Source organism: Streptomyces sp. NPDC053665, assembly GCF_055585285.1.
This window is the reverse complement of record NZ_JBVJKK010000011.1, coordinates 29,496-51,400: the sequence shown is the minus strand read 5'-3', so window position 1 is coordinate 51,400 and position 21,905 is coordinate 29,496. Positions and strand designations below refer to the sequence as shown.

20 protein-coding genes are annotated in these 21,905 nt (G+C 73.4%); 9 read left to right on the top strand and 11 right to left on the bottom strand.

Annotated elements, in window-relative coordinates; genetic code table 11:
• The first annotated feature begins 2 nt into the window (after positions 1-2).
• From ectB to thpD, 3 genes are read left to right on the top strand one after another with little or no spacing between them, the layout of a single operon-like run.
• The gene (ectB, locus tag ACZ6ZN_RS31945; RefSeq protein WP_451877396.1) at positions 3-1,274 is read left to right on the top strand and encodes a diaminobutyrate--2-oxoglutarate transaminase; all 1,272 of its coding nucleotides are present in this window, start codon (positions 3-5) and stop codon (positions 1,272-1,274) included.
• 54 nt (positions 1,275-1,328) lie between these two features.
• On the top strand, positions 1,329-1,727 hold the full coding sequence (locus ACZ6ZN_RS31940) for an ectoine synthase (RefSeq protein ID WP_369197715.1): 399 nt from the start codon (positions 1,329-1,331) through the stop codon (positions 1,725-1,727).
• 6 nt (positions 1,728-1,733) lie between these two features.
• On the top strand, positions 1,734-2,648 hold the full coding sequence (thpD, locus tag ACZ6ZN_RS31935; RefSeq protein ID WP_398112390.1) for an ectoine hydroxylase: 915 nt from the start codon (positions 1,734-1,736) through the stop codon (positions 2,646-2,648).
• A 92-nt stretch (positions 2,649-2,740) separates the two neighbouring features.
• Here thpD and ACZ6ZN_RS31930 read toward each other — a convergent pair whose 3' ends face one another.
• From ACZ6ZN_RS31930 to ACZ6ZN_RS31910, 5 genes are all read right to left on the bottom strand, one after another.
• Complete coding sequence (locus tag ACZ6ZN_RS31930; RefSeq protein WP_469651646.1) at positions 2,741-3,793, bottom strand: aminotransferase class V-fold PLP-dependent enzyme; 1,053 nt, start codon at positions 3,791-3,793, stop codon at positions 2,741-2,743.
• 95 nt (positions 3,794-3,888) lie between these two features.
• The gene (locus ACZ6ZN_RS31925) at positions 3,889-4,626 is read right to left on the bottom strand and encodes a DsbA family oxidoreductase (protein ID WP_469651644.1); all 738 of its coding nucleotides are present in this window, start codon (positions 4,624-4,626) and stop codon (positions 3,889-3,891) included.
• 88 nt (positions 4,627-4,714) lie between these two features.
• Complete coding sequence (locus tag ACZ6ZN_RS31920) at positions 4,715-5,209, bottom strand: GNAT family N-acetyltransferase (protein ID WP_398112387.1); 495 nt, start codon at positions 5,207-5,209, stop codon at positions 4,715-4,717.
• Positions 5,210-5,249: 40 nt separating this feature from the next.
• Positions 5,250-5,858, bottom strand: a complete 609-nt coding sequence (locus ACZ6ZN_RS31915; RefSeq protein ID WP_469651641.1) for a DUF1349 domain-containing protein — start codon at positions 5,856-5,858, stop codon at positions 5,250-5,252.
• A gap of 129 nt (positions 5,859-5,987) precedes the next feature.
• The gene (locus ACZ6ZN_RS31910) at positions 5,988-7,520 is read right to left on the bottom strand and encodes an aldehyde dehydrogenase (NADP(+)) (RefSeq protein ID WP_469651639.1); all 1,533 of its coding nucleotides are present in this window, start codon (positions 7,518-7,520) and stop codon (positions 5,988-5,990) included.
• Between the two features lie 132 nt (positions 7,521-7,652).
• On the opposite strand from ACZ6ZN_RS31910, the gene ACZ6ZN_RS31905 reads away from it, so the two are divergent.
• The 6 genes from ACZ6ZN_RS31905 (at position 7,653) to ACZ6ZN_RS31880 (ending at position 13,489) form a co-directional block, all read left to right on the top strand.
• Entirely contained in the window at positions 7,653-8,426 is a 774-nt protein-coding gene (locus tag ACZ6ZN_RS31905) for an IclR family transcriptional regulator (protein WP_398112383.1), read from the top strand.
• A 2-nt stretch (positions 8,427-8,428) separates the two neighbouring features.
• Positions 8,429-8,899: a GNAT family N-acetyltransferase gene (locus tag ACZ6ZN_RS31900; RefSeq protein WP_398112382.1), complete on the top strand. Its 471-nt coding sequence runs from the start codon at positions 8,429-8,431 to the stop codon at positions 8,897-8,899.
• 80 nt (positions 8,900-8,979) lie between these two features.
• The gene (locus ACZ6ZN_RS31895; RefSeq protein WP_469651636.1) at positions 8,980-10,023 is read left to right on the top strand and encodes a hypothetical protein; all 1,044 of its coding nucleotides are present in this window, start codon (positions 8,980-8,982) and stop codon (positions 10,021-10,023) included.
• Positions 10,020-11,285 (top strand): sensor histidine kinase, encoded by a 1,266-nt coding sequence (locus ACZ6ZN_RS31890; RefSeq protein ID WP_469651634.1) that lies wholly within the window; start codon positions 10,020-10,022, stop codon positions 11,283-11,285. Before ACZ6ZN_RS31895 ends, ACZ6ZN_RS31890 begins: the two co-directional genes overlap by 4 nt.
• Positions 11,286-11,295: 10 nt before the next feature.
• On the top strand, positions 11,296-11,958 hold the full coding sequence (locus ACZ6ZN_RS31885; protein ID WP_469651632.1) for a response regulator transcription factor: 663 nt from the start codon (positions 11,296-11,298) through the stop codon (positions 11,956-11,958).
• Positions 11,959-12,034: 76 nt separating this feature from the next.
• Positions 12,035-13,489, top strand: coding sequence for a peptidoglycan D,D-transpeptidase FtsI family protein (locus ACZ6ZN_RS31880; protein ID WP_469651630.1), 1,455 nt, complete (start codon positions 12,035-12,037; stop codon positions 13,487-13,489).
• 250 nt (positions 13,490-13,739) lie between these two features.
• Here ACZ6ZN_RS31880 and ACZ6ZN_RS31875 read toward each other — a convergent pair whose 3' ends face one another.
• From ACZ6ZN_RS31875 to ACZ6ZN_RS31850, 6 genes are all read right to left on the bottom strand, one after another.
• Positions 13,740-14,855, bottom strand: coding sequence for a pectinesterase family protein (locus ACZ6ZN_RS31875; protein ID WP_469651628.1), 1,116 nt, complete (start codon positions 14,853-14,855; stop codon positions 13,740-13,742).
• 78 nt (positions 14,856-14,933) lie between these two features.
• The gene (locus tag ACZ6ZN_RS31870; protein WP_469651626.1) at positions 14,934-16,244 is read right to left on the bottom strand and encodes a pectate lyase family protein; all 1,311 of its coding nucleotides are present in this window, start codon (positions 16,242-16,244) and stop codon (positions 14,934-14,936) included.
• Positions 16,245-16,400: 156 nt separating this feature from the next.
• The gene (locus tag ACZ6ZN_RS31865) at positions 16,401-17,747 is read right to left on the bottom strand and encodes an ABC transporter substrate-binding protein (RefSeq protein WP_398112377.1); all 1,347 of its coding nucleotides are present in this window, start codon (positions 17,745-17,747) and stop codon (positions 16,401-16,403) included.
• Between the two features lie 130 nt (positions 17,748-17,877).
• The gene (locus tag ACZ6ZN_RS31860; protein WP_469651624.1) at positions 17,878-19,401 is read right to left on the bottom strand and encodes a glycoside hydrolase family 43 protein; all 1,524 of its coding nucleotides are present in this window, start codon (positions 19,399-19,401) and stop codon (positions 17,878-17,880) included.
• Positions 19,398-20,243 carry a DUF6807 domain-containing protein gene (locus tag ACZ6ZN_RS31855; protein ID WP_469651622.1) on the bottom strand — a complete coding sequence of 282 codons (846 nt, stop codon included), beginning with the start codon at positions 20,241-20,243 and terminating at the stop codon, positions 19,398-19,400. Before ACZ6ZN_RS31855 ends, ACZ6ZN_RS31860 begins: the two co-directional genes overlap by 4 nt.
• Positions 20,240-21,415, bottom strand: coding sequence for a Gfo/Idh/MocA family protein (locus tag ACZ6ZN_RS31850; RefSeq protein ID WP_469651620.1), 1,176 nt, complete (start codon positions 21,413-21,415; stop codon positions 20,240-20,242). The genes ACZ6ZN_RS31855 and ACZ6ZN_RS31850 overlap by 4 nt, the downstream gene beginning before the upstream one ends.
• Positions 21,416-21,905 lie beyond the last annotated feature (490 nt).

The window sequence follows — 21,905 nt, the reverse complement described above, 5'->3', positions numbered from 1 at the left end:
CCGTGACCATCACCCAGCCCGACCTGAGCGTCTTCGAGACCCTGGAGTCCGAGGTACGCAGCTACTGCCGCGGCTGGCCCACCGTCTTCGACCGTGCGGTGGGCAGCCGCATGTACGACGAGGACGGCCACGAGTACCTCGACTTCTTCGCCGGAGCGGGGTCGCTGAACTACGGGCACAACAACCCCGTCCTCAAACGGGCGCTGATCGACTACCTGGAGCGGGACGGCGTCACGCACGGGCTCGACATGTCGACCACCGCCAAGCGCCGCTTCCTGGAGACCTTCCAGAACCTGCTGCTGCGCCCGCGCGACCTGCCGTACAAGGTCATGTTCCCGGGCCCGACCGGCACCAACGCCGTGGAGTCCGCGCTGAAGCTGGCGCGCAAGGTGAAGGGCCGCGAGGCGATCGTGTCGTTCACCAACGCCTTCCACGGCATGTCGCTCGGCTCGCTGGCCGTGACCGGCAACGCCTTCAAGCGGGCCGGCGCCGGCATCCCGCTGGTGCACGGCACCCCGATGCCGTTCGACAACTACTTCGACGGCCAGGTCCCGGACTTCCTGTGGTTCGAGCGGCTCCTGGAGGACCAGGGCTCCGGCCTGAACAAGCCGGCCGCCGTGATCGTCGAGACCGTGCAGGGCGAGGGCGGCATCAACGTGGCCCGGCCCGAGTGGCTGCGCGCGCTGGCCGACCTGTGCGAGCGGCAGGACATGCTGCTCATCGTCGACGACATCCAGATGGGCTGCGGCCGCACCGGTGCGTTCTTCTCCTTCGAGGAGGCCGGCATCACGCCGGACATCGTCACCGTCTCCAAGTCCATCAGCGGCTACGGCCTGCCGATGTCGCTGTGCCTGTTCAAGCCGGAGCTCGACGTCTGGGAGCCCGGCGAGCACAACGGCACGTTCCGCGGCAACAACCCCGCCTTCGTCACGGCCACCGCGGCCCTGGAGGCGTACTGGGCCGACGGTTCGGCGATGGAGAAGCAGACCCGCACGCGCGGCGAGCAGGTCGAGCAGGCCCTGATCTCCATCACCGAGGAGAACCTGGCCGACGTGAAGGAGTACCGGGGCCGCGGCCTGGTGTGGGGCATGGAGTTCCACGCCAAGGACCGCGCCGGCAAGGTCGCCAAGCGCGCCTTCGAGCTCGGACTGCTCATCGAGACGTCCGGCCCGGAGAGCGAGGTCGTCAAGCTGCTCCCGGCGCTGACGATCACCCCGGAGGAGCTGGACGAGGGCCTGTCCGTCCTGGCCCGCGCCGTCCGCGAGACCGCCTGACCCCCGGCACCACAGCACCACGGCACCACCCCACCTAGGAGGCATCGCAGCACCGTGATTGTCCGTTCGTTCAAGGAGATCGAAGGCACCGACCGGCACGTGAAGGCGGCGTCCGGCACGTGGGAGAGCAAGCGCATCGTCCTCGCCAAGGAGAAGGTCGGCTTCTCCCTGCACGAGACGATCCTCTACGCGGGTACGGAGACGTCGATGTGGTACGCGAACCACATCGAGGCCGTCGTCTGCGTGGAGGGCGAGGCCGAGCTGACCGACCACGAGACCGGGCAGAAGCACACGATCACGCCCGGCACGATGTACCTCCTGGACGGCCACGAGAGGCACACGCTGAAGGTCAAGGAGGACTTCCGCTGCCTCTGCGTGTTCAACCCGCCCGTGACCGGACGGGAGGACCACGACGAGAACGGCGTCTACCCGCTGCTCACCGAGGAGGTGTGACGTTCCATGACCGCCACCACCGACACGACCCCCACCACCGGTACGCCCGACCTCTACCCGACGCGCGGCGCCTCCGAGGTGCTCACGCCCCGGCAGGACCCGGTCGTCTGGGGCGCACCCGACGCCCCGGGCCCGGTCGCGCCGGCCGACCTGCTGTCGTTCGAGCGTGACGGCTTCCTCGCCATCGACGAGCTCATCGGCGAGGACGAGGTCTCCGTCTACCGCGACGAGCTGAACCGGCTGGTCGCCGACCCGGGCATCCGTGCCGACGAGCGGTCGATCGTCGAGCCGAAGTCGCAGGAGATCCGCTCGGTCTTCGAGGTCCACAAGATCAGCGAGGTGTTCGCGCGGCTGGTCCGCGACGAGCGGGTCGTCGGCCGGGCGCGGCAGATCCTCGGTTCGGACGTCTACGTCCACCAGTCGCGGATCAACGTCAAGCCGGGCTTCGGGGCGAGTGGCTTCTACTGGCACTCGGACTTCGAGACGTGGCACGCCGAGGACGGGCTGCCGCGGATGCGCACGGTGTCGGTCTCGATCGCGCTGACCGAGAACCACGACACCAACGGCGGGCTCATGATCATGCCGGGGTCGCACAAGACGTTCCTCGGATGCGCGGGGGAGACGCCGAAGGACAACTACAAGAAGTCGCTGCAGATGCAGGACGCGGGGACACCGTCCGACGAGGCGCTGACCCGGTTCGCCGCCGAGCACGGCATCAAGCTCTTCACGGGCAAGGCCGGTTCGGCGACGTGGTTCGACTGCAACTGCATGCACGGCTCCGGCGACAACATCACGCCGTTCCCGCGCAGCAACGTCTTCATCGTGTTCAACAGCGTGGAGAACACGGCGGAGGAACCGTTCGCCGCCCCGGTCCGCCGACCGGAGTTCATTGGGGCGCGGGACTTCACGCCGGTGCGGTGATCACCGCCGGCGGTGACGGAGCCGCGTGACTCGGCTGCCGGGTGGGGCCTCCTCGTGTGGGACGGGAGGCCCCACCCGGTTTTCGTGTGCCCTCACGCCCTGAGGGCGTCCAGCAGCCGGTCGACGTCCGCCGCCGTGTTGTACAGGTGGAACGCGGCCCGCAGGTTGCCCGCCCGGTCGGAGACCTCGATGCCCGCACGGCTCAGTTCGCCCTGCCGGTGGCCGAGCCCGGGCACGGACACGATGGCGGAGCCCGGCGCGTCGACGGGCCGGTGACCCAGCTCGGCCAGTCCCGCGCGGAAGCGGTCCGCGAGGGCGGTGTCGTGGGCATGCACGGCGTCGACGCCGATCTCCTCGATCAGTTCCAGTGACGCGCGCAGCCCGGCGTAGCTGAACAGCGACGGGCTGATGTCGAACCGGCGCGCGGAGCGGGCCGGTTCCTCGACCGGGCCGTAGCAGCTCTCCCAGGGGACCTCGCCGGCGACCCAGCCCGCGAGCAGCGGGGTGAGCCCGCCGAAGCCGGTGGGGACGACGAAGAAGGCGGCGCCGTGCGGTCCGAGGAGCCACTTGAACCCGACGGCGGCTACGAAGTCGTCGGCGTCGCCGTCCAGGGGCAGCCAGCCCGCGGACTGGGAGGCGTCGACGTAGGTGCGGGCCCTGTGCGCCCGGGCCGCCTCGCGCACGGCGGGCAGGTCCGCGAGCCGCCCGTCGGCGGACTGGGCGGCACTCACGGCGACCAGCGCGGTGCCGGGCCGGACCGCTTCGGCGAGCCGCTCCAGGGGCACGGCCCGGACCTTGAGGTCGCCGCGGACGTGGAAGGGGTTCACCAGGGACGAGAAGTCGCCCTCGGCGGTGAGGACTTCGGCTCCGGCAGGCAGCGACGCGGCGATCAGCCCGCCGTACTCGGCGACCGAGGCGCCCGTCGCGACGCGGGTCGCCGGCACGCCGGCCAGCCGGGCGAAGGACGCGCGGGCGGCCTCCACGTGCTCGTACAGGGGACCCAGGGGCGTGCCCTCGGCGCGCATCCGCACGGCCTGCTGCATCGCGCTGACGGCGCGGGCGGGCAGCAGGCCGTTGCTCGCGGTGTTGAGGAAGGTGTGCTTCGGGGTGAACTCGGCACGGACGAGGTTCTCGAAGGTCTCCATGGGACCACTGTGCGTCCCCCGGGTCTCCCCGTCCATTGCCGAAAAGTGCGTGATATTCCCAAGGAACGCTTATGCATGGGCTCCGAGCTGGGTTTTCACCGCTGCGGCACCGCACACCCGTCGGGACCGCAGGCATCCGCGCCCTCCGCGCTCCCGTCCTCCGCGCCCGCGCCGGTGACGATCGTCAGCGGCGCCCGTTCGCCGTACGCCTGGGTCAGGGCCCGGGTGAAGACCTCGGTGGGCTGGGCGCCGGAGACGCCGTACCTGCGGTCGAGCACGAAGAACGGGACGCCGTTCGCCCCGAGCTGCGCGGCCTCGCGCTCGTCGGCGCGCACCTCATCGGCGTAGGCGCCCGGGTCGGTGAGCACCGCGCGCACCGCGTCCGCGTCCAGGCCGGCGGCGACGGCCAGGTCCACCAGGCGCTCGTCGTCGTCGAAGACGGACCGCTCCTCGGCGAAGTTGGCCCGGTACAGCAGGTCCAGCAGCTGTTCCTGGCGGCCGTGGTCCTTCGCGAAGTGGAGCAGGCGGTGCATGTCGAAGGTGCTGCCGTGGTCGCGGCCGCGGGTGCGGTAGTCGAGTCCCTCGGCGGCGGCCTGCGCGCCCAGGTTGTCCTCGCCGGCCTCGGCCTGTGCCGGGCTCATGCCGTACTTCGCGGTGAGCATCGTGATCACGGGCTGGACGTCGCCCTTGGCGCGGCCCGGGTCCAGTTCGAAGGAGCGGTGCACCACCTCGACGTCGTCGCGGTGCGGGAAGTCCCGCAGCGCCTTGTCGAAGCGGGCCTTGCCCACGTAGCACCAGGGGCAGGCGATGTCGCTCCAGATCTCGACGCGCATGTGTCGGCTCTCTCCAGGTCGTGCGGTACGGAGACTCCCTCCGCCGGTGCCTGAACGTTCAAGCAGTGATGCGTATTCCCCGCCCCGCTCACGCGCCCGGCAGGGCGAGCCGCATCCGCAGGTGGTGCTCCCCCGGGCCGGCCGGCTCGGGCACCCAGCCCTGCCGCCGGTAGAACGCCTGCGCCCGCAGGTTGTCCACATGCACGTCGAGGACGGCCGTCCGCCTGGCGTCGGCGCGCCACTCCTCCAGGCAGGCGGTGTGCAGGGCGGTGCCGACGCCGCGGCGCCAGTGGCCGGGGTCGACGTGGAACTGGAACAGCGTGACCTCGTCCGCAGGGGCTCCCGAGGCCGTCCGGAAGGACGCGAGGCCGGTCATGCGCCCCGCCTCGACGACGCACAGCACCCGACCGTCCGGCCGGGTGATCGCGGACCGCCAGGCCGCGTGCCAGTCGGTGCCGTCCTGCGGGACCCCGTCGGGGTAGTACGTCGCCCGGGCCCGCGCGTGCAGCGCGACGACGTCCGCCAGCTCGGCGGGCAGGACGGTGCGGACGACGCGGCCGGGGCTCACTCGGTCACCGATCATGGAACCGAGGACGTGGAAGGAGCGGGCGGCGGTTCCCGGCTCAGCTGCCGTCGCGCAGGTCGTCCGGCCAGCGGGGGCGGAAGGCGAGGTGATCGTAGGTCACCACGCAACCCTCCCCCATCGGCGACTGGGTCATGAAACCGACGAGGGCCGCCCCGCTCTCCTTCTCGCCGCCGAGGGTGAACAGGCGGACGAAGGTCCAGCGTTCGCCGTCGCGGGAGGCGTGGAAGGCGAAGGCCCGGCCGGTGCGGCTGATCCGCAGCCAGACGGAACTGCCCTCCACGGTGAAGGAGTTGGCGTCGTCGGAGTGGCCCCGCGTGACGACCGTGCAGACGGTGGGGACGTCCGGGGAGTACTCCAGGCACAGCTTGGCCCAGGCGCGCTCGGCGACGTGCACGTACAGCACGCCGGCGTCGAAGGCGGCCCCGAACCCGACCGTGACCCTGGCGATCAGCTGGAAGTCCCCCTCGGGCGCGCCCAGCAGCCGCGGCGCGTCCGAGGCGGGGTCCAGGCCCTCCCCGGTGGGCGGCACGAACCGGTCCTGCCGCGCCCCGGCCCACCCGGTGAGCACACCGTCCTCGTAGGACCAATGACCGTCGGGCCCGTAGGTACGCAGCCCGAAAGGAAGTTCGGGAAGTTCCAGTTCCATTCGACCAACTCTTTCAGGTCCCACCTTCAGGGGCGCGGGGAACTGCGCGATCGACCACGACGAACCCGCAGCCCGCAATCCACCGCACCCGCACCCCTACGGCCCCGACCCCCGGCCGGGCCCGTCGCGCTAGCGCTCCAGCCGCCCGTCGACCCGCCGCGGCAACCCCAGCGGGTTGTCGTCCCGCAGCTCGGGCGGCAGCAGCGCCTCGGGCGCGTTCTGGTAGGCGACCGGCCGCAGCCACCGCTCGATCGCCGTCCCGCCCACCGAGGTGGACGTCGACGTCGTGGCCGGGTACGGGCCACCGTGGTGCTGCGCCGGCGCGACCGCGACGCCGGTCGGCCAGCCGTTCACCAGCACGCGTCCGGCCAGTGGCGTCAGCTCCGCCAGGATCTCGGCGCCGCGGCCCTGCCCGGCGGCCTCCTCCCGCGACAGCTGGACCGTCGCCGTGAGGTTGCCCGGCAGCCGGGACAGCACCGCCTCGACCTCGGTCTCGTCGTCGTAGCGGGCCACCACGGTGACCGGCCCGAAGCACTCCTCCAGCAGCAGGTCGTGCTCGCCGCCCTCCTGGGCCAGCCTGCTCGCCGGGACGGTGAGGAAGCCGGCACTGACGGTGTGCTCCCCGCCCGCGCCGGGCGTGACCGGGGAGTCGACGTCGGGCAGTTGGGCCCGCTCGGCGACACCGGCGACGAAGTTGTCGCGCATGCGGTGGTCGAGCAGCACACCGGCGTCGGTGTCGCTGACGGCGTCGGTCAGGGACTTCAGCAGGGCGTCGCCGGCGGCGCCGGACGGCGCGAGCACGAGGCCGGGCTTCACGCAGAACTGGCCGACGCCCAGGGTCATCGAGCCGGCCAGGCCCGCGCCGATCTCCTCGGCGCGCTCGGCGGCGGCGGCCTCGGTGACGACGACCGGGTTCAGGGAGCCCAGCTCGCCGTGGAAGGGGATCGGCACCGGACGGGCCGCCGCCGCGTCGAACAGCGCGCGTCCGCCGCGCACGGACCCGGTGAACCCGGCGGCCGCGACCAGGGGGTGCTTGATCAGCTCGATGCCCGCGTCGAAGCCGTGCACCAGGCCGACGACGCCCTCGGGGACGTCGTGCCGGGCGGCGGCGCGGCGCAGCACCTTGGCGACGTACTCCGACAGGCCCGGGTGGTCGGGGTGGGCCTTGACGACGACGGGGCAACCGGCCGCCAGGGCGCTGGCGGTGTCGCCGCCGGGCACGGAGAAGGCGAAGGGGAAGTTCGACGCCGAGTAGACGGCGACGACGCCCAGGGGCACCTTGTAGCGGCGCAGGTCCGGGATCGGCGGGGTGGCGGTGTCGTCGGGGTGGTCGACGACGATGTCGAGGAAGGCGCCCTCGTCGACGATGCCGGCGAAGGCCCGCAGCTGGTAGCAGGTGCGGGCGAGTTCACCGGTCAGCCGGACCGGGCCGAGCGCCGTCTCGGCGTCGGCGGTCTCGACGAGTCCGTCCCTGGCCGCCTCCAGTTCGTCCGCCGCGGTGCGCAGGAAGGCCGCGCGGACGGTGCGGTCGGCCAGCGCGCCCCGCGCCTCGTGCGCGGCACGGACGGCGGCGTCCACCTCCTGGGCTGTGGCCTCCACCGCAACCTGTTCCCGCTGCTTCCCGGTTCGGGGGTCGACACTCCAGACTGGTGCTGCTGCCACCGCGGGTCCCTCCACACATGTATTGCCGCAGTTCCGGGTCATCCACCAGGGACGTTCGATATACTGAACGCTGTCTCTGATGATGAATACGCTGTGGAGACTATTTCCCGTGGAACGAAGGGGTCAAGGGCGATGTCGGCTGGCGAGACGGGCGGCGGGGCGCAGGTCAAGTCCGCGGTGAGAACGGTTGAACTGCTCGAGTACTTCGCCGGACGGCCCGGGATGCACTCCCTCGCGGCGGTCCAGGAGGCCGTCGGGTATCCGAAGTCCAGCCTCTACATGCTGCTGCGCACCCTGGTCGAGCTGGGCTGGGTGGAGACGGACGCGACGGGCACGCGCTACGGCATCGGCGTGCGGGCGCTGCTGGTCGGCACCTCGTACATCGACGGCGACGAGGTCGTCGCCGCGGCCCGCCCGACCCTGGACCGGCTCTCGGACGACACCACCGAGACGATCCACCTCGCCCGCCTCGACGGCACGAACGTCGTCTATCTGGCCACCCGCCAGTCGCAGCACTACCTGCGCCCCTTCACCCGGGTCGGGCGGCGGCTGCCCGCGCACTCGACCTCCCTCGGCAAGGCGCTGCTGAGCACGTACTCGGACGAGCAGGTCCGCACGATGCTGCCGGAGGCGCTGCCCGCGCTGACCGAGCACACCATCACCGACCGGGAGAAGCTCATCGAGGAGCTGCACCAGGTGCGCGAGCAGGGCTTCGCCGTGGACCGCGAGGAGAACACGCTGGGGCTGCGCTGCTTCGGCGTGGCCATCCCGTACCGGACGCCGGCGCGGGACGCGATCAGCTGCTCGGTGCCGGTGGCCCGGCTGACCCCGGCGCACGAACAACTGGTGAAGGACGCGCTGTTCGACGCACGGGACCGGCTGACCCTGGCGACCCGGAGGCTGTGAAGGTGCAGATCGCGCTCCGTCCCGTCCACGACAGCGACCTGCCCGTCTTCTTCCGGCAGTCGAACGACCCCGAGTCGCTGCACATGGCGGCCTTCACCCCCGCGGACCCCGCCGACCGGGCCGCCTTCGACGCCCACTGGGCGAGGATCCGCTCCTCCGGCGACGTGCTGCGCACCGTCCTGGCCGACGGGGACGTGGTCGGCAGCGCGGCCGTGTACGGGGAACCGGGCGAGCGGGAGGTGACGTACTGGATCGACCGCGCGTACTGGGGCAAGGGCATCGCCACGGCGGCGCTGCGGGCGCTGCTGGCCGAGGTCCCCGAACGCCCCCTGTACGCGAGGGCGGCCTCGGACAACGCCGGGTCGCTGCGCGTGCTGGACAAGTGCGGGTTCCGCGCCGTGGCCTCGGCGCGGGGCTTCGCGCGGGCGCGAGGTGCCGAGATCGACGAGACGGTGCTGGTCCTGGAGGGCTGAGCCCCTCTCCCCCGCGCGGCGGAGGCGGATCGTCGCCGCGCAGGAGGCGGTGCGGGCCGTCGCCGCGCGAGTCTGATCCCATGACGCAGCCGCCCGCTCCCGCCGCCACGACCCGGCCCGCCGCCACGACCCGGCCCGCCGCCACGTCCCGGCCCGCCGCCCGGACCGGACGGACGCGACGCGCCCTGCGGGCCGTGGCCGTCGTCTCCTGCGTGCCGTACCTCGGGCTGAAGGCCGCCTGGATCGCCGGGAGCCGCCTCGGCATCCCGGAGGGCAGCTCCCTGCTCGACGACCGCGTCGGCATGGCCGTGGTCAACGGCCTGTCGGTCCTGCTGGACAGCGCGGTGATCGTGCTCGCCCTGGTGCTGACCAGGCCCTGGGGGCTGCGGGTGCCGGCCTGGCTGCTCGCCTTCCCCCTGTGGGTCGCCACCGGGCTGCTCGCCCCGGTCATGACCGGGTTCCCGGCGCAGCTGGCCGTGCGGGGAGCCGGCGGTGGGGGCGGACGCCCGGCGCAGCGCGCTCCGTTCCTGCACGAGTGGGTGTTCACCGTCGTGTACACCGGTTTCATCCTCCAAGGGCTCGCGCTGGGCGGGCTGTTCGTCCTGTACACGCGGGACCGCTGGGGGTGGTTGTGGCGCGGGCGGGTCCGGGAGCTGCCCGCCGGTGCCGCGTGGCCCGCGCACCGCTTCCTCGCCGTCACGGCGACCGTACTGGCCCTGCTCCCGCTGACCCTGCACGTCCTGTGGGCCTGCGGAGCCACGGCCGGACTCGGCGAGCGCCGGGCGGCGGACCGCACCGCCGACGACCACGTCCTGGAGGCCGTCTTCGCGCTGTTCCTGGCGGCGGCGGTGGCCGGTGTCCTCCTGCTCGTCTTCCGGCGCGGGCGGGAGCTGCCGGCGGGCGTGCCGCTCGGGCTCGCCTGGACCGGTTCGGCCGCCGCGGCCTGCTGGGGCGGCTGGCTGTCGCTGGCCTCCCTCGGCGGTGCGCAGGACATCGCGGACCGTCCCACGCCGCTGCTGAGCCTCGCCTACGCTGGGCAGATGCTCGTCGGGTTGCTCGTCGCCGCCGTCGTCGCCCGTCACCTCGCGGAGCGTTCGGCCGGGGCCGCACGGCGCGCGGCGTGATCCGGGCCGCCCGTTCGCTGTTCGGCCGGCGGACGCGCCTGCGCTGGATCCACCTGATCCTGGGCGGTGCGCTCGCCATGCCCTACGTCCTGGTCGGCACGACGATCGTCGGCCCGGTCTCCGGGTCCGCGGACGTCTTCGGGTCCTTCCCCCTGCAACTCGCCTCCTTCGCCGTGGGTCTGCCGCTGGCGGCCGTCACCTCGCTGTTCCCGCTGACCCGGCCGCTGGAGTCCGCGGCGGTGCGCTGGCTGTGCGGGGTCGACCCGGACCGGCTGGCCGGCACTCCCGCCCGGACGCGGGGTGAGAAGGGCCGTACGGCGGCCTGGTTCACGCTGCATCTCGGCCTCGGCGGGATCATCGCCGGGATGACGCTGGCCCTGCCGCCGTTCGCCGCCGTGCTGATCCTGCTCCCGGTCCTCTCGGCGCTGCGCGGCGACCGGCTCGGGCTGCCCGAAGTCTTCGACCACACCTGGGCGTTGCTCCTGTCCCCGGTCGCCGGGGTGCTGTCGCTCGCCGCCCTGGCGGGCTGCGCGGCGGGGTGCGGCGCCCTGCTGGCCCACGGGGCGCCGCGGTTGCTCGGACCCTCGGCGCAGGACCGGCTCGCCGCCGCCGAGGCGCGCGCAGCCGACCTGGCCGTGCGCAACCGGCTGGCACGCGAGCTGCACGACTCCGTCGGCCACGCGCTCAGCGCCGTCACGTTGCAGGCGGGCGCGGCCCGCCGGGTCCTGGACTCCGATCCCGAGTTCGTCCGCGAGGCCCTCGCCGCGATCGAGGACACCACCCGGCGCACGGTCGGCGAACTCGACGCCGTCCTGGGCGTGCTGCGTGCGGGCGACGCCCCGGGCACGGCACCGGCGCCCACACTCGCCGAGGACCTGGACGGGCTGCTGCGGCGCACCCGGGCGGACGGGCGGCGCGTGCGGGCCACCGTCGCCGCCGACCCGGAGAAGCTGCCCGCGCTGGTGTCCCGCGAGGCCTACCGGATCGTGCAGGAAGGGCTGGGCAACGCCCTCAGGCACGGCGGTGAGCGGGCCGCGGTGGACGTGCGCGTCGCGGTCACCGGCGGACGGCTGGAGATCACCGTGGAGAATCCGCTGACCGGTTCGCGGCACCCCCGCCCCGGCGGCGGCCACGGACTGCGCGGCGTCGCGGACCGCGCCCGGCTGCTGGGCGGGACGGCGACGGCCGGGCCCGCGGGCGGGACGTGGCGGCTGCACGTCCGCCTGCCGATCGAGGGGCCCGCACCGGGCGGGCCCGCGTGAGAGGACCCGTATGAACCCGCCCGCCGTGATCCGCGTCGTCCTCGCCGACGACGAGCGCATGGTCCGCACCGCGCTGCGCGCCATCCTGTCCGCCGAACCGGACCTGGACGTGGTGGGCGAGGCGGCCACCGGCGCCGAGGCGGTGTCGGTGGTCCGGGAACTGCGGCCGGACGTGGTCCTGATGGACGTCCGGATGCCGGGGACCGACGGCATCCGGGCCACGGAGCAGATCCTGGCCACCCTGGACGGGCCGCCCCGGATCGTCGTGGTGACGACCTTCGAGAACGACTCCTACGTGTACGACGCCCTGCGCGCGGGTGCGTCCGGGTTCCTGCTGAAGCGGGCGGACGCCGACGCCCTCGTGCAGGCGGTCCGGCTGGTGGCGCGCAGCGACAGCCTGCTCTTCCCGGCGGCCGTGCGCGCACTGGCGACCGAGCACGCCCGTGCGCACCGCACGCCGCCCGCCTGGGTGGCGCGGCTCACCGCCCGTGAGCAGGAGGTGCTGCGGCACCTGGCCGGCGGGCTGACCAACGCGGAGATCGCCCGGCGCATGGAGGTGGGACCGGCCACCGTGAAGTCGCACGTGGCGGCCGTCCTGGCCAAGACGGGCGCCCGGGACCGCACCCAGGCGGTGATCGCCGCCTACGAGGCGGGCTTCCTGAACGCCGGATGAGAAAACCGGGCCGCCGGATGAGAAAACGGGACGGACGGGAACGATCCGCCCGGCGCCGTTCGTCTTTCCGGTCGCCATGAACAAGACGATCAGGCGCGCCTCCGCCTTCACCCTGCTGCTCGTACTGGCCCTGCTGATCAGGGCCACGTGGGTGCAGTTCTACGAGGGCCGGGCGCTGGCAGACGACAAGGACAACCGGCGGAACGCGATCGAGACGTACTCGGCGCCGCTCGGCAACATCATCGTGGGCGGCCGGTCGGTCACCGGCTCGGCGCCGACGACGACGGGCGACCTCGCGTACAAGCGGACGTACCCGGACGGCAGCCTGTACGCGGCGGTGACGGGGTACGCGTCGCAGGCGTACGCGCCGACCCAGCTGGAGGGCATCTACACCGACCTGCTCAACGGCACGGACAGCCGGCTGAGGTCGGTGATGGACACCCTCACCGGCCGGCGGGCCGACCCGGGCAACGTGATCACGACGATCGATCCGGACGTGCAGAAGGCCGCGGTCGAGGCGCTCGGCGACAAGAAGGGTGGGGCCGTCGCCATCGACCCGGGGACCGGCAGGATCCTGGCGGTGGTGTCGTCCCCCTCGTACGACCCCTCGTCGCTGACGGACGCCAACACCGCGGGAACGGCCTGGAAGAAGCTCACGGCGGACCCGGACAAGCCGCTGGTGAACCGGGCCCTGCGGCAGCCGCTGCCGCCCGGCTCGACGTTCAAGCTGGTGGTGGCCGCCGCGGCGCTGGAGGACGGGCTGTACGCGTCGGTCGACCAGCGCACCGACAGCCCCGACCCGTACACCCTGCCGGGCACGACCCGCGAGCTGACCAACGAGAACCCCGACGCGCCCTGCACGAACGCCACCATCCGCACGGCACTGCAGTACTCGTGCAACAACGTCTTCGCGAAGATGGCCGTCACGCTGGGCCAGGACAAGGTGAAGGCGATGGCCGAGAAGTTCGGCTTCAACGACGACGAGCTGGACGTGCCGGTGCGGGCCTACACGAGCGTGTACCCCTCGGACATGCATCCGTCGCAGACGGCTCTGACGGGGATCGGCCAGTTCGACGTCACCGCCACCCCGCTCCAGATGGCCATGGTGTCGGCGGCCATCGCCAACGGCGGCAAGCTGGTCTCGCCGCACATGGTCGCGCAGATCACCGACAGCGGCGGTGACGTCCTGGAGGACTACGACGACGCGGGCTCCAAGCGGATCATGTCCTCTTCGACCGCCGGGCAACTGCGGTCGGCGATGCGGACGGTGGTGGAGAAGGGCACCGGCACGAACGCCCGGGTGCCGGGCGCGACCGTCGGCGGCAAGACGGGCACGGCCCAGCACGGTGAGAACAACAGCCAGGTGCCCTACGCCTGGTTCACCTCGTACGGCACGTCCGACGCGTCGGGCAAGGAGGTCGCCGTGGCGGTCGTCGTCGAGCAGTCCGACGCGGCCCGCTCGGAGGTGAGCGGCAACGGCCTGGCGGCACCGGTCGCCAGGGCGATGATGGAAGCGGCGCTGAAGGACTGAACCCCCGCCGCCCGGAATCCGTCTCCTCGGACGAGTCCGCACCGAGTCCCCGGCCGACCCCGGCCCCCCTGGGGTCCGCCGGTCGCCGGGGCGTCCGGCCCCCCAGCCGACGCCCCGGTACCGCGACCCTCCGGAGCCCCCCTCCGGACGGTCGGCGCAGCACCGTCCGAGCCCCCCTCGGCCGGTCTGCCGGGCGTCCCCGCCGGTTCGCACCCGGCGGGGGCGCCGTCGCCGGTCCTTGAGAACCCGTTCAGACCGGCCGCCAGTCGCCGAGCCAGGTCCGCCGGGTGTGGGCCCGCGCCTGCTCGGGGGTCAGCCGGGGGCGGTTCTCCGGCACGGTGACGGTGGCTCCGGGACCGGTGTTGCGGTACTCGGCGAACCGCATCGACTGCCAGGGGTGGGCGCTCGACATGTCGGCGTAGGGCGCGGCCGCGTCGATGCCCGGGCCGAGCCGGGTGTCGCGGACGGTGAGCATGGGGCGGGCGGTGGGGTCGGAGCTGGGCACCCAGGGGCGGGCCAGCTTGTAGAAGCCGTCCGGGGCGTCGCCGTCGACCCGGCTGCGGGTGACGAGGTAGCCGAGCGGGGTGGTGCGGGCCGTGGAGGGCGCGAAGACGAAGCCGTAGGGGGCGCCAGGCAAGTCGGCGCGCGTCAGGGTGCGGAAGCGGCAGTGCGCGAAGACGGCGGTGGCCCGTCCGAAGACGAAGTCGACGTCGCCCTCGACGTGGCAGTGCGCGAAGTACTGCCGGGCGACGGTGCCGAGGGCCATGGTGTCGGCGTACAGGGTGTCCTGGTGGCCGAGGAACCGGCAGTGGTGGAAGGCGGACCGGTCGCCCTGCACCTTGAGGGCGACGGCCTGAGTGCCGGTGACGCCGGGGTGGTCGGCGCGCAGCCAGTCGTTGGCGAAGGTGATCCAGCGTGCGGTGAACCCGTCGGCCTGCACGGTGGCGGTCGCCGAGCCGGTGGTGCCGTAGGTGCCGCCGCCGGGCTTGGGAGTGCCTGCCGCGTTGTCGTACACGATCACGACGTCCCGGGCGTCCTCGCTCGCTCCGATCCAGGTCATGCCGGTGCGGGCGGGGTCGACGGCGACGGTCTGCCGGTAGGTCCCCGGGGCGATGACCAGGGTGTGCCCGGGTCCGTCCGCCGCGGCCACTGCGTCCCGGACGGTGGTGACGTCGCCGGCACCGGCCGGGTGCACGTACAGGGTGGCCGGGGTCAGGCGGGCGGCCGGTGAGCCGTAGCGGCCGAACGGGCGCCCCGGACCCGTGGCGCGGGCCGGGACCGCGGCCGGGCCGGCCACCAGGGCGGCCGCGGCGCTCCCGGCGCTCGCGGCGCTCGCGGTCAGGAATCCTCTGCGGGACACGGGCATGCGGGTGCTCCTTCGGGGGTCGTCGCACAGGGGGCCGGGGCGGGCGTCGGGTCCGCCCCGGCCGGCAGGGGGAGGGCGTCAGCGGAGGCGGCCGGCGCCGGCCCGCTGCCCGACGATGCCGGGCACGGCCCTGGGCGGGTCCAGCCGGGTGCGCAGGGTGGGCGTCCAGCCCGCACCGGTCTGCAGGAACTCGCCCGGGATCTCGGCGTTGTGCACGGCGACGAGGTCGGTTCGCCTGCCGTTGACGTAGTTGTCCGCGGCGGTGAGGGGGGCCTCGCTCCACTTCTTGAGGATCTTCGCCGGGCTGAACCCGGGGGCCAGCGTGAAGGCGTTGTGCTCGGCGACGAGCCGGGACTCCTTGCCGATGCCGTAGACGTACCCCCACTTCTGGCCCTTGGTGACGACGAAGTGGTTGTTGTACGAGTCGACCTGCCCGAAGCGCACCCGGGGGGCGCGCTCGACGATGCCCTCGAAGCGGTTGTGGTGGAGGGTGACCTTGAGCTTGCCGGTGTCGTCGGCGGTGGCGCCGTCACTGTTGCCGATGAGCATCGTCTTGTCGTGGTCGCGGAACGCGTTCCAGGACACGGTCACGTGGTCGGAGCCGCGCACCACGTCCAGCAGCCCGTCGTGCTGCTGGTACACCTTGCCGAAATACTGCGGCAGGGAGCTGTCGGGGTGGCGCCCGTCGGTGAGCGTGTTGTGGTCGATCCACACATGGGTGGAGCCGTACACCACCACTCCGTCGTACTCGGAGTTCCAGGCGCCGGTGTTGCCGTCGTCGGTCGGGTCCCACTGCGGGAAGCAGTCGACCGGCGCCTCGAGGTGGAGGTTGCGGACGATGACGTTGTCGACGCCCTTGATCTGGAGGCTGCCCCCGCGGATCCCGGCGCCCTTGCCCACGCCGACGATGGTGGTGTCGGCCGGCACGTTCGCCTTGATGGCGGCGTCCTGGCGGGCGGCCGACGCGGCCCGCAGGTCCTCCTGCTCCCCGCTGACCGGCTTGTCGTGGCCCCAGACGGCCGGGTCGTAGGCGGCGAGGTAGGTCCCGAGGTCGTAGCCCTCGGCCGCGAACGCGTCGCAGCCCTGCGAGACGGCGTCGATCATCCCCTTGACCTTGATGATCTTCGGTGCGGATCCGCCCTGCCGCAGGGCGGCCCGGAACTGCTCCCAGGTGGTGACGGTGTGCACGTGTGCGGCGTCGGCGGCGGCGCCGCCCGTGGTGCCGGTGCCGTACGAACCCCAGCCGTCGCCGGCCGGCAGGGTCGCGCGGGCGGGGTCGGACGGCCGGGCCTGGGCGCCCGTTCCGCTCACGGACAGCACGAGGGCGGCACATCCGGCCACGGCGACCGCCCTCACAATGGCATGATCATGACACTTGCGGACGTTCATGGTTCTGGTCTCTTCCTTCTGCGTCGGGTCTGCGGACACGTGGAGCACCTTTCGAGCGGAGGGGTGCGGCCTCCGGGCGGACGGGGACCTGCGCGACCGGCCGGGGGGCGGCCCGCACCCGGCACACGTCAGGCCGCCCCGCGGTCGTCACCGCGCCTACGCCTTCTGCTCGTTCCACTCCTTCTGCGCGGCGTTCAGCTGCTCGGCCATGGTGTCCAGGAACGCTTTCGCGCTCATCTTCCCGAGCAGGACCTTCTGGAAGTTCGGCTCGTTGTCCGCCTTGGAGATCGTGTTCCAGTCGGGCAGGTAGTACGGCAGCTGCACGATCGACGTGGAACCGTCCGACAGCGCCTGCGCCGCCAGCTTCGTCGGCTCGGCCTTCGAGATCCACGGGTCCTTCGCCGCGTCGGTGTTCGACGGCACCTGGCCCGCGGCCTCGTTGAACTTCGAGTTCTCCGCCCGGGACGTGGCGAACTCGATGAACTTCCAGGCGGCTTCCTTGTTCTTGCCGCTCTTGAACAGTCCCAGCCCGTCCACGGGGTTGGAGACCTGCACGCGCTTGCCGCCCGGACCGGTCGGCTGCGGAACGCCGCGGAACTTGTCGGCGCCGAGGGCCTTCACATGGTCCTGGTACGAGCCCAGGTTGTGGTTCAGCATGCCGATCGTGCCGGAGTCCCACTGCGCGACCATCTTCGTGAAGTCGTTGTTGAGGTCGGCGGCCGGGGTGACCTTCTTGTACAGGCCCGCGTACTTCTCCAGCGCCGCCACGTTCTTCGGGTCGTCGAGCGTGGTCCTCTCGCCGCCGGCGTCCCAGAACGAGGTGATCCCGGACTGCCCGTACATGGCGTCCAGCGCCTGCGCGATGGACCCGGCGCCGCCGCGGATCGTGTAGCCGAACGCGTTGCCGCCCTTGTCCGTCAGCTTCTCGGCGGCCGTGAAGAACCGCTCCCACGTCGTGGGCTCCTCCAGCCCGGCCTTCTCGAACAGGTCGGTGCGGTAGTACAGCACGCCGTTGTTGGCGGAGGTCGGGACCGAGTAGAGCGTGTCGTCGCCGCCGGCCGCCTTCAGCGACTCGACCATGTCCTTGTTGAGCCGGCCGTCGAGGGAGGAGCCGGCGAGCCGCTCGTCCAGCGGCTCCAGCGCGCCCTGCGCGGCGAACCCGGCGATCATCGCCGATCCGACACCGCCCACGTCGGGCAGCCCGCCACCCTGGAGGGCGGTGTCGACCTTCGACTGGTACTCGGTGGCGGCGATCCCGACGTACTCGACGTCGATGTCCGGGTTGGCCTTCTCGAAGTCGGCGATGATCTCCTTCCAGATCTCGGTGCGGACACCGCCGTTGTTGTCCCAGAAGACGATCCTGCCCTTGCCGCTGCCCTCGGCGCCCTTGTCGCCGCCCGCCCCGCTGCCGTCGTCACCACAGGCGGTGGCGGTCAGCGCGAGCACGGCCCCCAGGGCGACGACCGTGGCGGCGCGCCTGCTTCTGCGATTGCTGATCTTCATTGGTCGGCTCTCTTCTTCCTGATCCGGCGGAACTCGTGGGTGTGGGGGGACGGCGAGAGGCGTCGGAGCCTTCGCGAGCGCTTGCTGCGGGGGTGCGTCATCAGGGCTCCCCACAGGCGTACGAGGTGGGTCATGCGGGGGTGACGGTGAAGCCGGTGAAGGTCGCGGGCCCGGCGTGTCCCGGGCCGTCGGGCGCGAGCGCGAACAGGCCGAGCAGGGCGCCGACCCAGCGCCACGCGGTGGCCGCGAAGACGGGCCCGGACGGCCGGAATCCGTCGCCGGTGTCGGCCGAGAAGCGGCAGCGCGCGCCCGGGCCGATCTCGACGCGCAGCCGGGCCCGGCCGCCGGGGGCGGGCCGGGCGTGCCCGGCGTCCCGCTCCCCGCCCCCCGCGGCCTCGGCGAAGCGGTGCACGAGGTGCACGGACCCGTCGGCGCCCCGTTGCAGGCCGATCCAGGAGTACGCGTCGCCGAGCACGGCGAGGCCCGCCCGCGCCCCCGCCTCGCCGCTGTCCAGGCGCAGTTCCACCTCGGCCGCGCAGGGGCTGCCGGGCAGCCGCTGGGTCAGCACATGAGGCAGCGTGCGCAGGTCGTGGGGGCCGCCCGAGCGGACGCACACCAGCCGCAGTCCGTCCCCGGAGTGCCGGGTGGCCCAGCCGTCGGCCGGATCGGCGGTCCACTGCCACTGCACGCCGTACCGCCCGCCGGGGAAGTCGTCGTCGGTGGCGGGGGCGGCGGGTGGTTGCGGTGGCAGGGCGGGGCGGCGGTGCACGGTGACGGGGGCGCCGTCGTCGCCGACGACCGGCCAGCCGTGCTCCCAGCACATGGGCTGGAGGTGCACGACCCGCCCGTAGGGGCCGCGCTGCTGGAAGTGCAGGAACCAGTCCTCACCGGACGGGGTGCGCACCCAGCCGCCCTGGTGGGGGCCGTTGACACCGGTGTCCTTCTGCTCCAGCACGATCCGCTCCTCGTACGGCCCGAAGAAGCCGCGGGAGCGGAAGGCGCCCTGCCAGCCGGTCTCGACACCGCCCGCGGGGGCGAGGATCCAGAACCAGCCGTCGTGCCGGTAGAGCTTGGGGCCCTCCAGGGTGAACCAGCCGGGGATGCGGTCGCCGTCGACGATCACCGTGCCCTCGTCGAGGAGTCCGGTGCCGTCGGGACGCATGCGGTGGCCGGTGAGGCGGTTCTTGACGCCGGAACGCGACCTGGCCCAGGCGTGCACCAGGTACGCCTCTCCGGTCTCCTCGTCCCACAGGGGGCAGGCGTCGATCAGCCCCCTGCCCGCCTTCAGCAGGAGCGGGCGGCTCCAGGGGCCCCTGACGTCCGGCGCGTTGACCTGGAACACACCCCGGTCGGGGTCGCCCCAGAAGATCCAGAACCGCTCGTCGTGATACCTCAGGGACGGCGCCCACACGCCGCAGTCGTGCCGGGGGGCCGCGAACTCCTCCCCGGGGGAGAGGCGTTCGAGGGCGTGGCCGATCAGCGTCCAGTTGACCAGGTCGCGCGAGTGCAGCAGCGGCAGGCCGGGCGACCGGCCGAAGCTGGAGGCCGTCAGGTAGAAGTCGTCGCCGACGCACACGACGTCCGGGTCGGACCAGTCGGCGTCGAGGACCGGGTTCGTGTAGGTGTCCGCGTCCAGGGGCGTTCCGCGCGTCACGCGCTCACCGCCTTGCGGACGAGGGAGGCCGCGCCCTCCCGGTCGAGGCGGCCGTCGGCGACCACGGTGACGATCCGGCGGACCGCGGTCCCGCCCGGCGGGATCGGCAGCCGGCCGTCGCAGGCCAGCGAGGACCCGACCCCCGGGTACTCCGCGGTCCGCACGAACCAGGGGTCCCTGCGGGTCCGTTCGGTGGCCCCGGCGAAGACGAGCGTCCAGTCCGATCCGGCCAGGGCCAGCCAGTCGGCGCTCCTGCCGTGCGCCTCGGCCTCGCCGTCACGGTCGGCGGTGAACACCTGCGGCGGGGCCGCCTCCTTGCGGGCCCGCCAGAAGAAACCACCGTAGGCGGCGCCCGGGCGGCCGTTCGTCGCCGGGCTGCCGAGGGACAGCGGTCTCCCGGTGACGTTGGTGAGGGAGAAGCCGAGGTCCAGCGCCCAGGCGCGGTCGGTGAGTTCGGTGGCGGCGACCGTGCGGCGCTCGCGCAGCAGCTCGCCGCCCGCGGCGACCCAGCGCAGTTCCTGGACGAAGCGGTCCGGGTCGCGCAGCTGGAACGCGACGTGCCGCTGGGCGCCGTGGTTGTCCAGCTCGGTCGGGCCCCGGTCGCGCACATAGGTGCGCCCGCCCCAGAAGTTGAACCCCTCGACGTCGGGAACGGCGACACCGACGCCGAGGTGGTGTGCGTGGTCGGCCGGACCGGACTCGGTCACGGTGGTGCCGGCCAGGGTGGTGACGGGGTGCAGGTAGGGGCGCGGAGACAGCCGGGCGGGCAGTTCGGGGCGGGTGACGTACCGGGCGACCGGCCGGCCGGCCACCCGCAGGATGGGTGTGTCGTCGCCGGTCATCGGGTCTTCACCTCGTTCGGCAGGGGTTCGGCGGCCGGGGCCCAGGGGGCGCCGAGCTCGGAGTAGAGGGAGAGGGTGTCGGCGGCGGCCGCGACGAGTCCGTCGACGCCGGGCACCACCCGGCGGTGCTCGCCGGGGACCCGGTGCCAGGCGGTGTCCGGCAGCGGCGCCGGGTCGGGCGCGGTGCGGACGGCCTCCACCACCTTCATGAACGCGCCGGTCGCCTCCGGCGGGGCCAGCAGGGCGGCGCCGGTGGTGAGGTGCGCGACGAGGTTCTCCAGCAGGTCGGTGCGCCCGTGCCCGGTCTCCTGCGGGCCGTGCCCGGCGCGCTGGAGCAGCACGCGGTCCTGCTTGTACCAGAAGGTGATCCGGCCGCTGCTGCCGTGCGCCAGCACGTACGGCTCGTCCGCCCGCTCGGCGCACAGGGTCGCGGCCACGGTGACCGGGTGGCCCTGAGCGGTGGTGACGCGGACGCAGGAGGTGTCGTCGGACTCGATGGCGTTGGCGCGCAGCAGTTCCGTCTCGACACCGAGGACGTCCTCGGCGCGGCTGCTGCCGCCGAGGGCGAGCGCGGTGGCGACGGCGTGGGCGAGGGGGTTGGTCAGCGCCCCGTCGATCACGTCGACGCCGTTCATCCGCCGTCTGCCCGCCCAGGGCGCCCGGCGGAAGTAGTCCTCGTCGCGGACCCAGGCCCCGGCGCCGCCGACGCCGGCCAGGGTGCCGATGGCGCCCTCGGCGATCAGGGCGCGGACGGCGGGCAGGGCGTGCGAGCCGAGCGACTGGAAGCCGATCTGGCAGGCGACCCCGGCCGCGGCGACCCCGTCGGCCATCCGGCGGAACTCCGCGTAGGAGGGCGCGGGCGGCTTCTCCAGCAGGAGGTGCACCCCGCGTCCGGCCGCCGTGAGGGCCAGGTCGGTGTGGGTGGGGATGGGCGTGCAGATCACGGCGATCCGGGCGCCCGTGGAGTCCAGCAGCGCCCCGAGGTCGGCGGACTGCTCGGGGGTGCCCAGGCCGTCGAGCTCCCGGCCGGCCAGCGGCGTCAGCTCGCAGACACCCACCAGCCGGACGAGGCCCCGCTGCTGGAGACGCCGGATGTTCGCGACGTGCCAGCGACCGTGACCGCGGGCACCGGCGAGGACGACGGGCACGGGTGCGCTCACGGTGGCGATCACGGGATCAACCCCGCTCCGACGGCGGGAGCCGGCCCGGCCGCGCCGGCGCGAACCGGTCCCCGCCCGGCATCCGCACCCCGGTGCACCCGACCCTCCGGGATGACCACCCGGCCGACTGTGGCGGGATGGACGGGGACCCGGCCGACTGTGGCCGCGTGGACGAGGACCCGCCCGGACGCCGCGGCGCGGACCGGGACCCTCCCGGCTGCCGCGACGCGGCCCGGGACCCGCCCGGATGCCGCAGCACAGCTCGGCACCCGCCTCGCTGCGGCGGTCCGGACAGCCCCGCCCTGCGAGGCGGCCACCCGCCCGGCGGCCGCACCCCGGTGCACCCGACCCTCCGGAACGACCGCCCGGCCGACTGTGGCGGGATGGACGGGGACCCGGCCGACTATGGCCGCGTGGACGAGGACCCGCCCGGACGCCGCGGCGCGGACCGGGACCCTCCCGGCTGCCGCGACGCGGCCCGGGACCCGCCCGGATGCCGCAG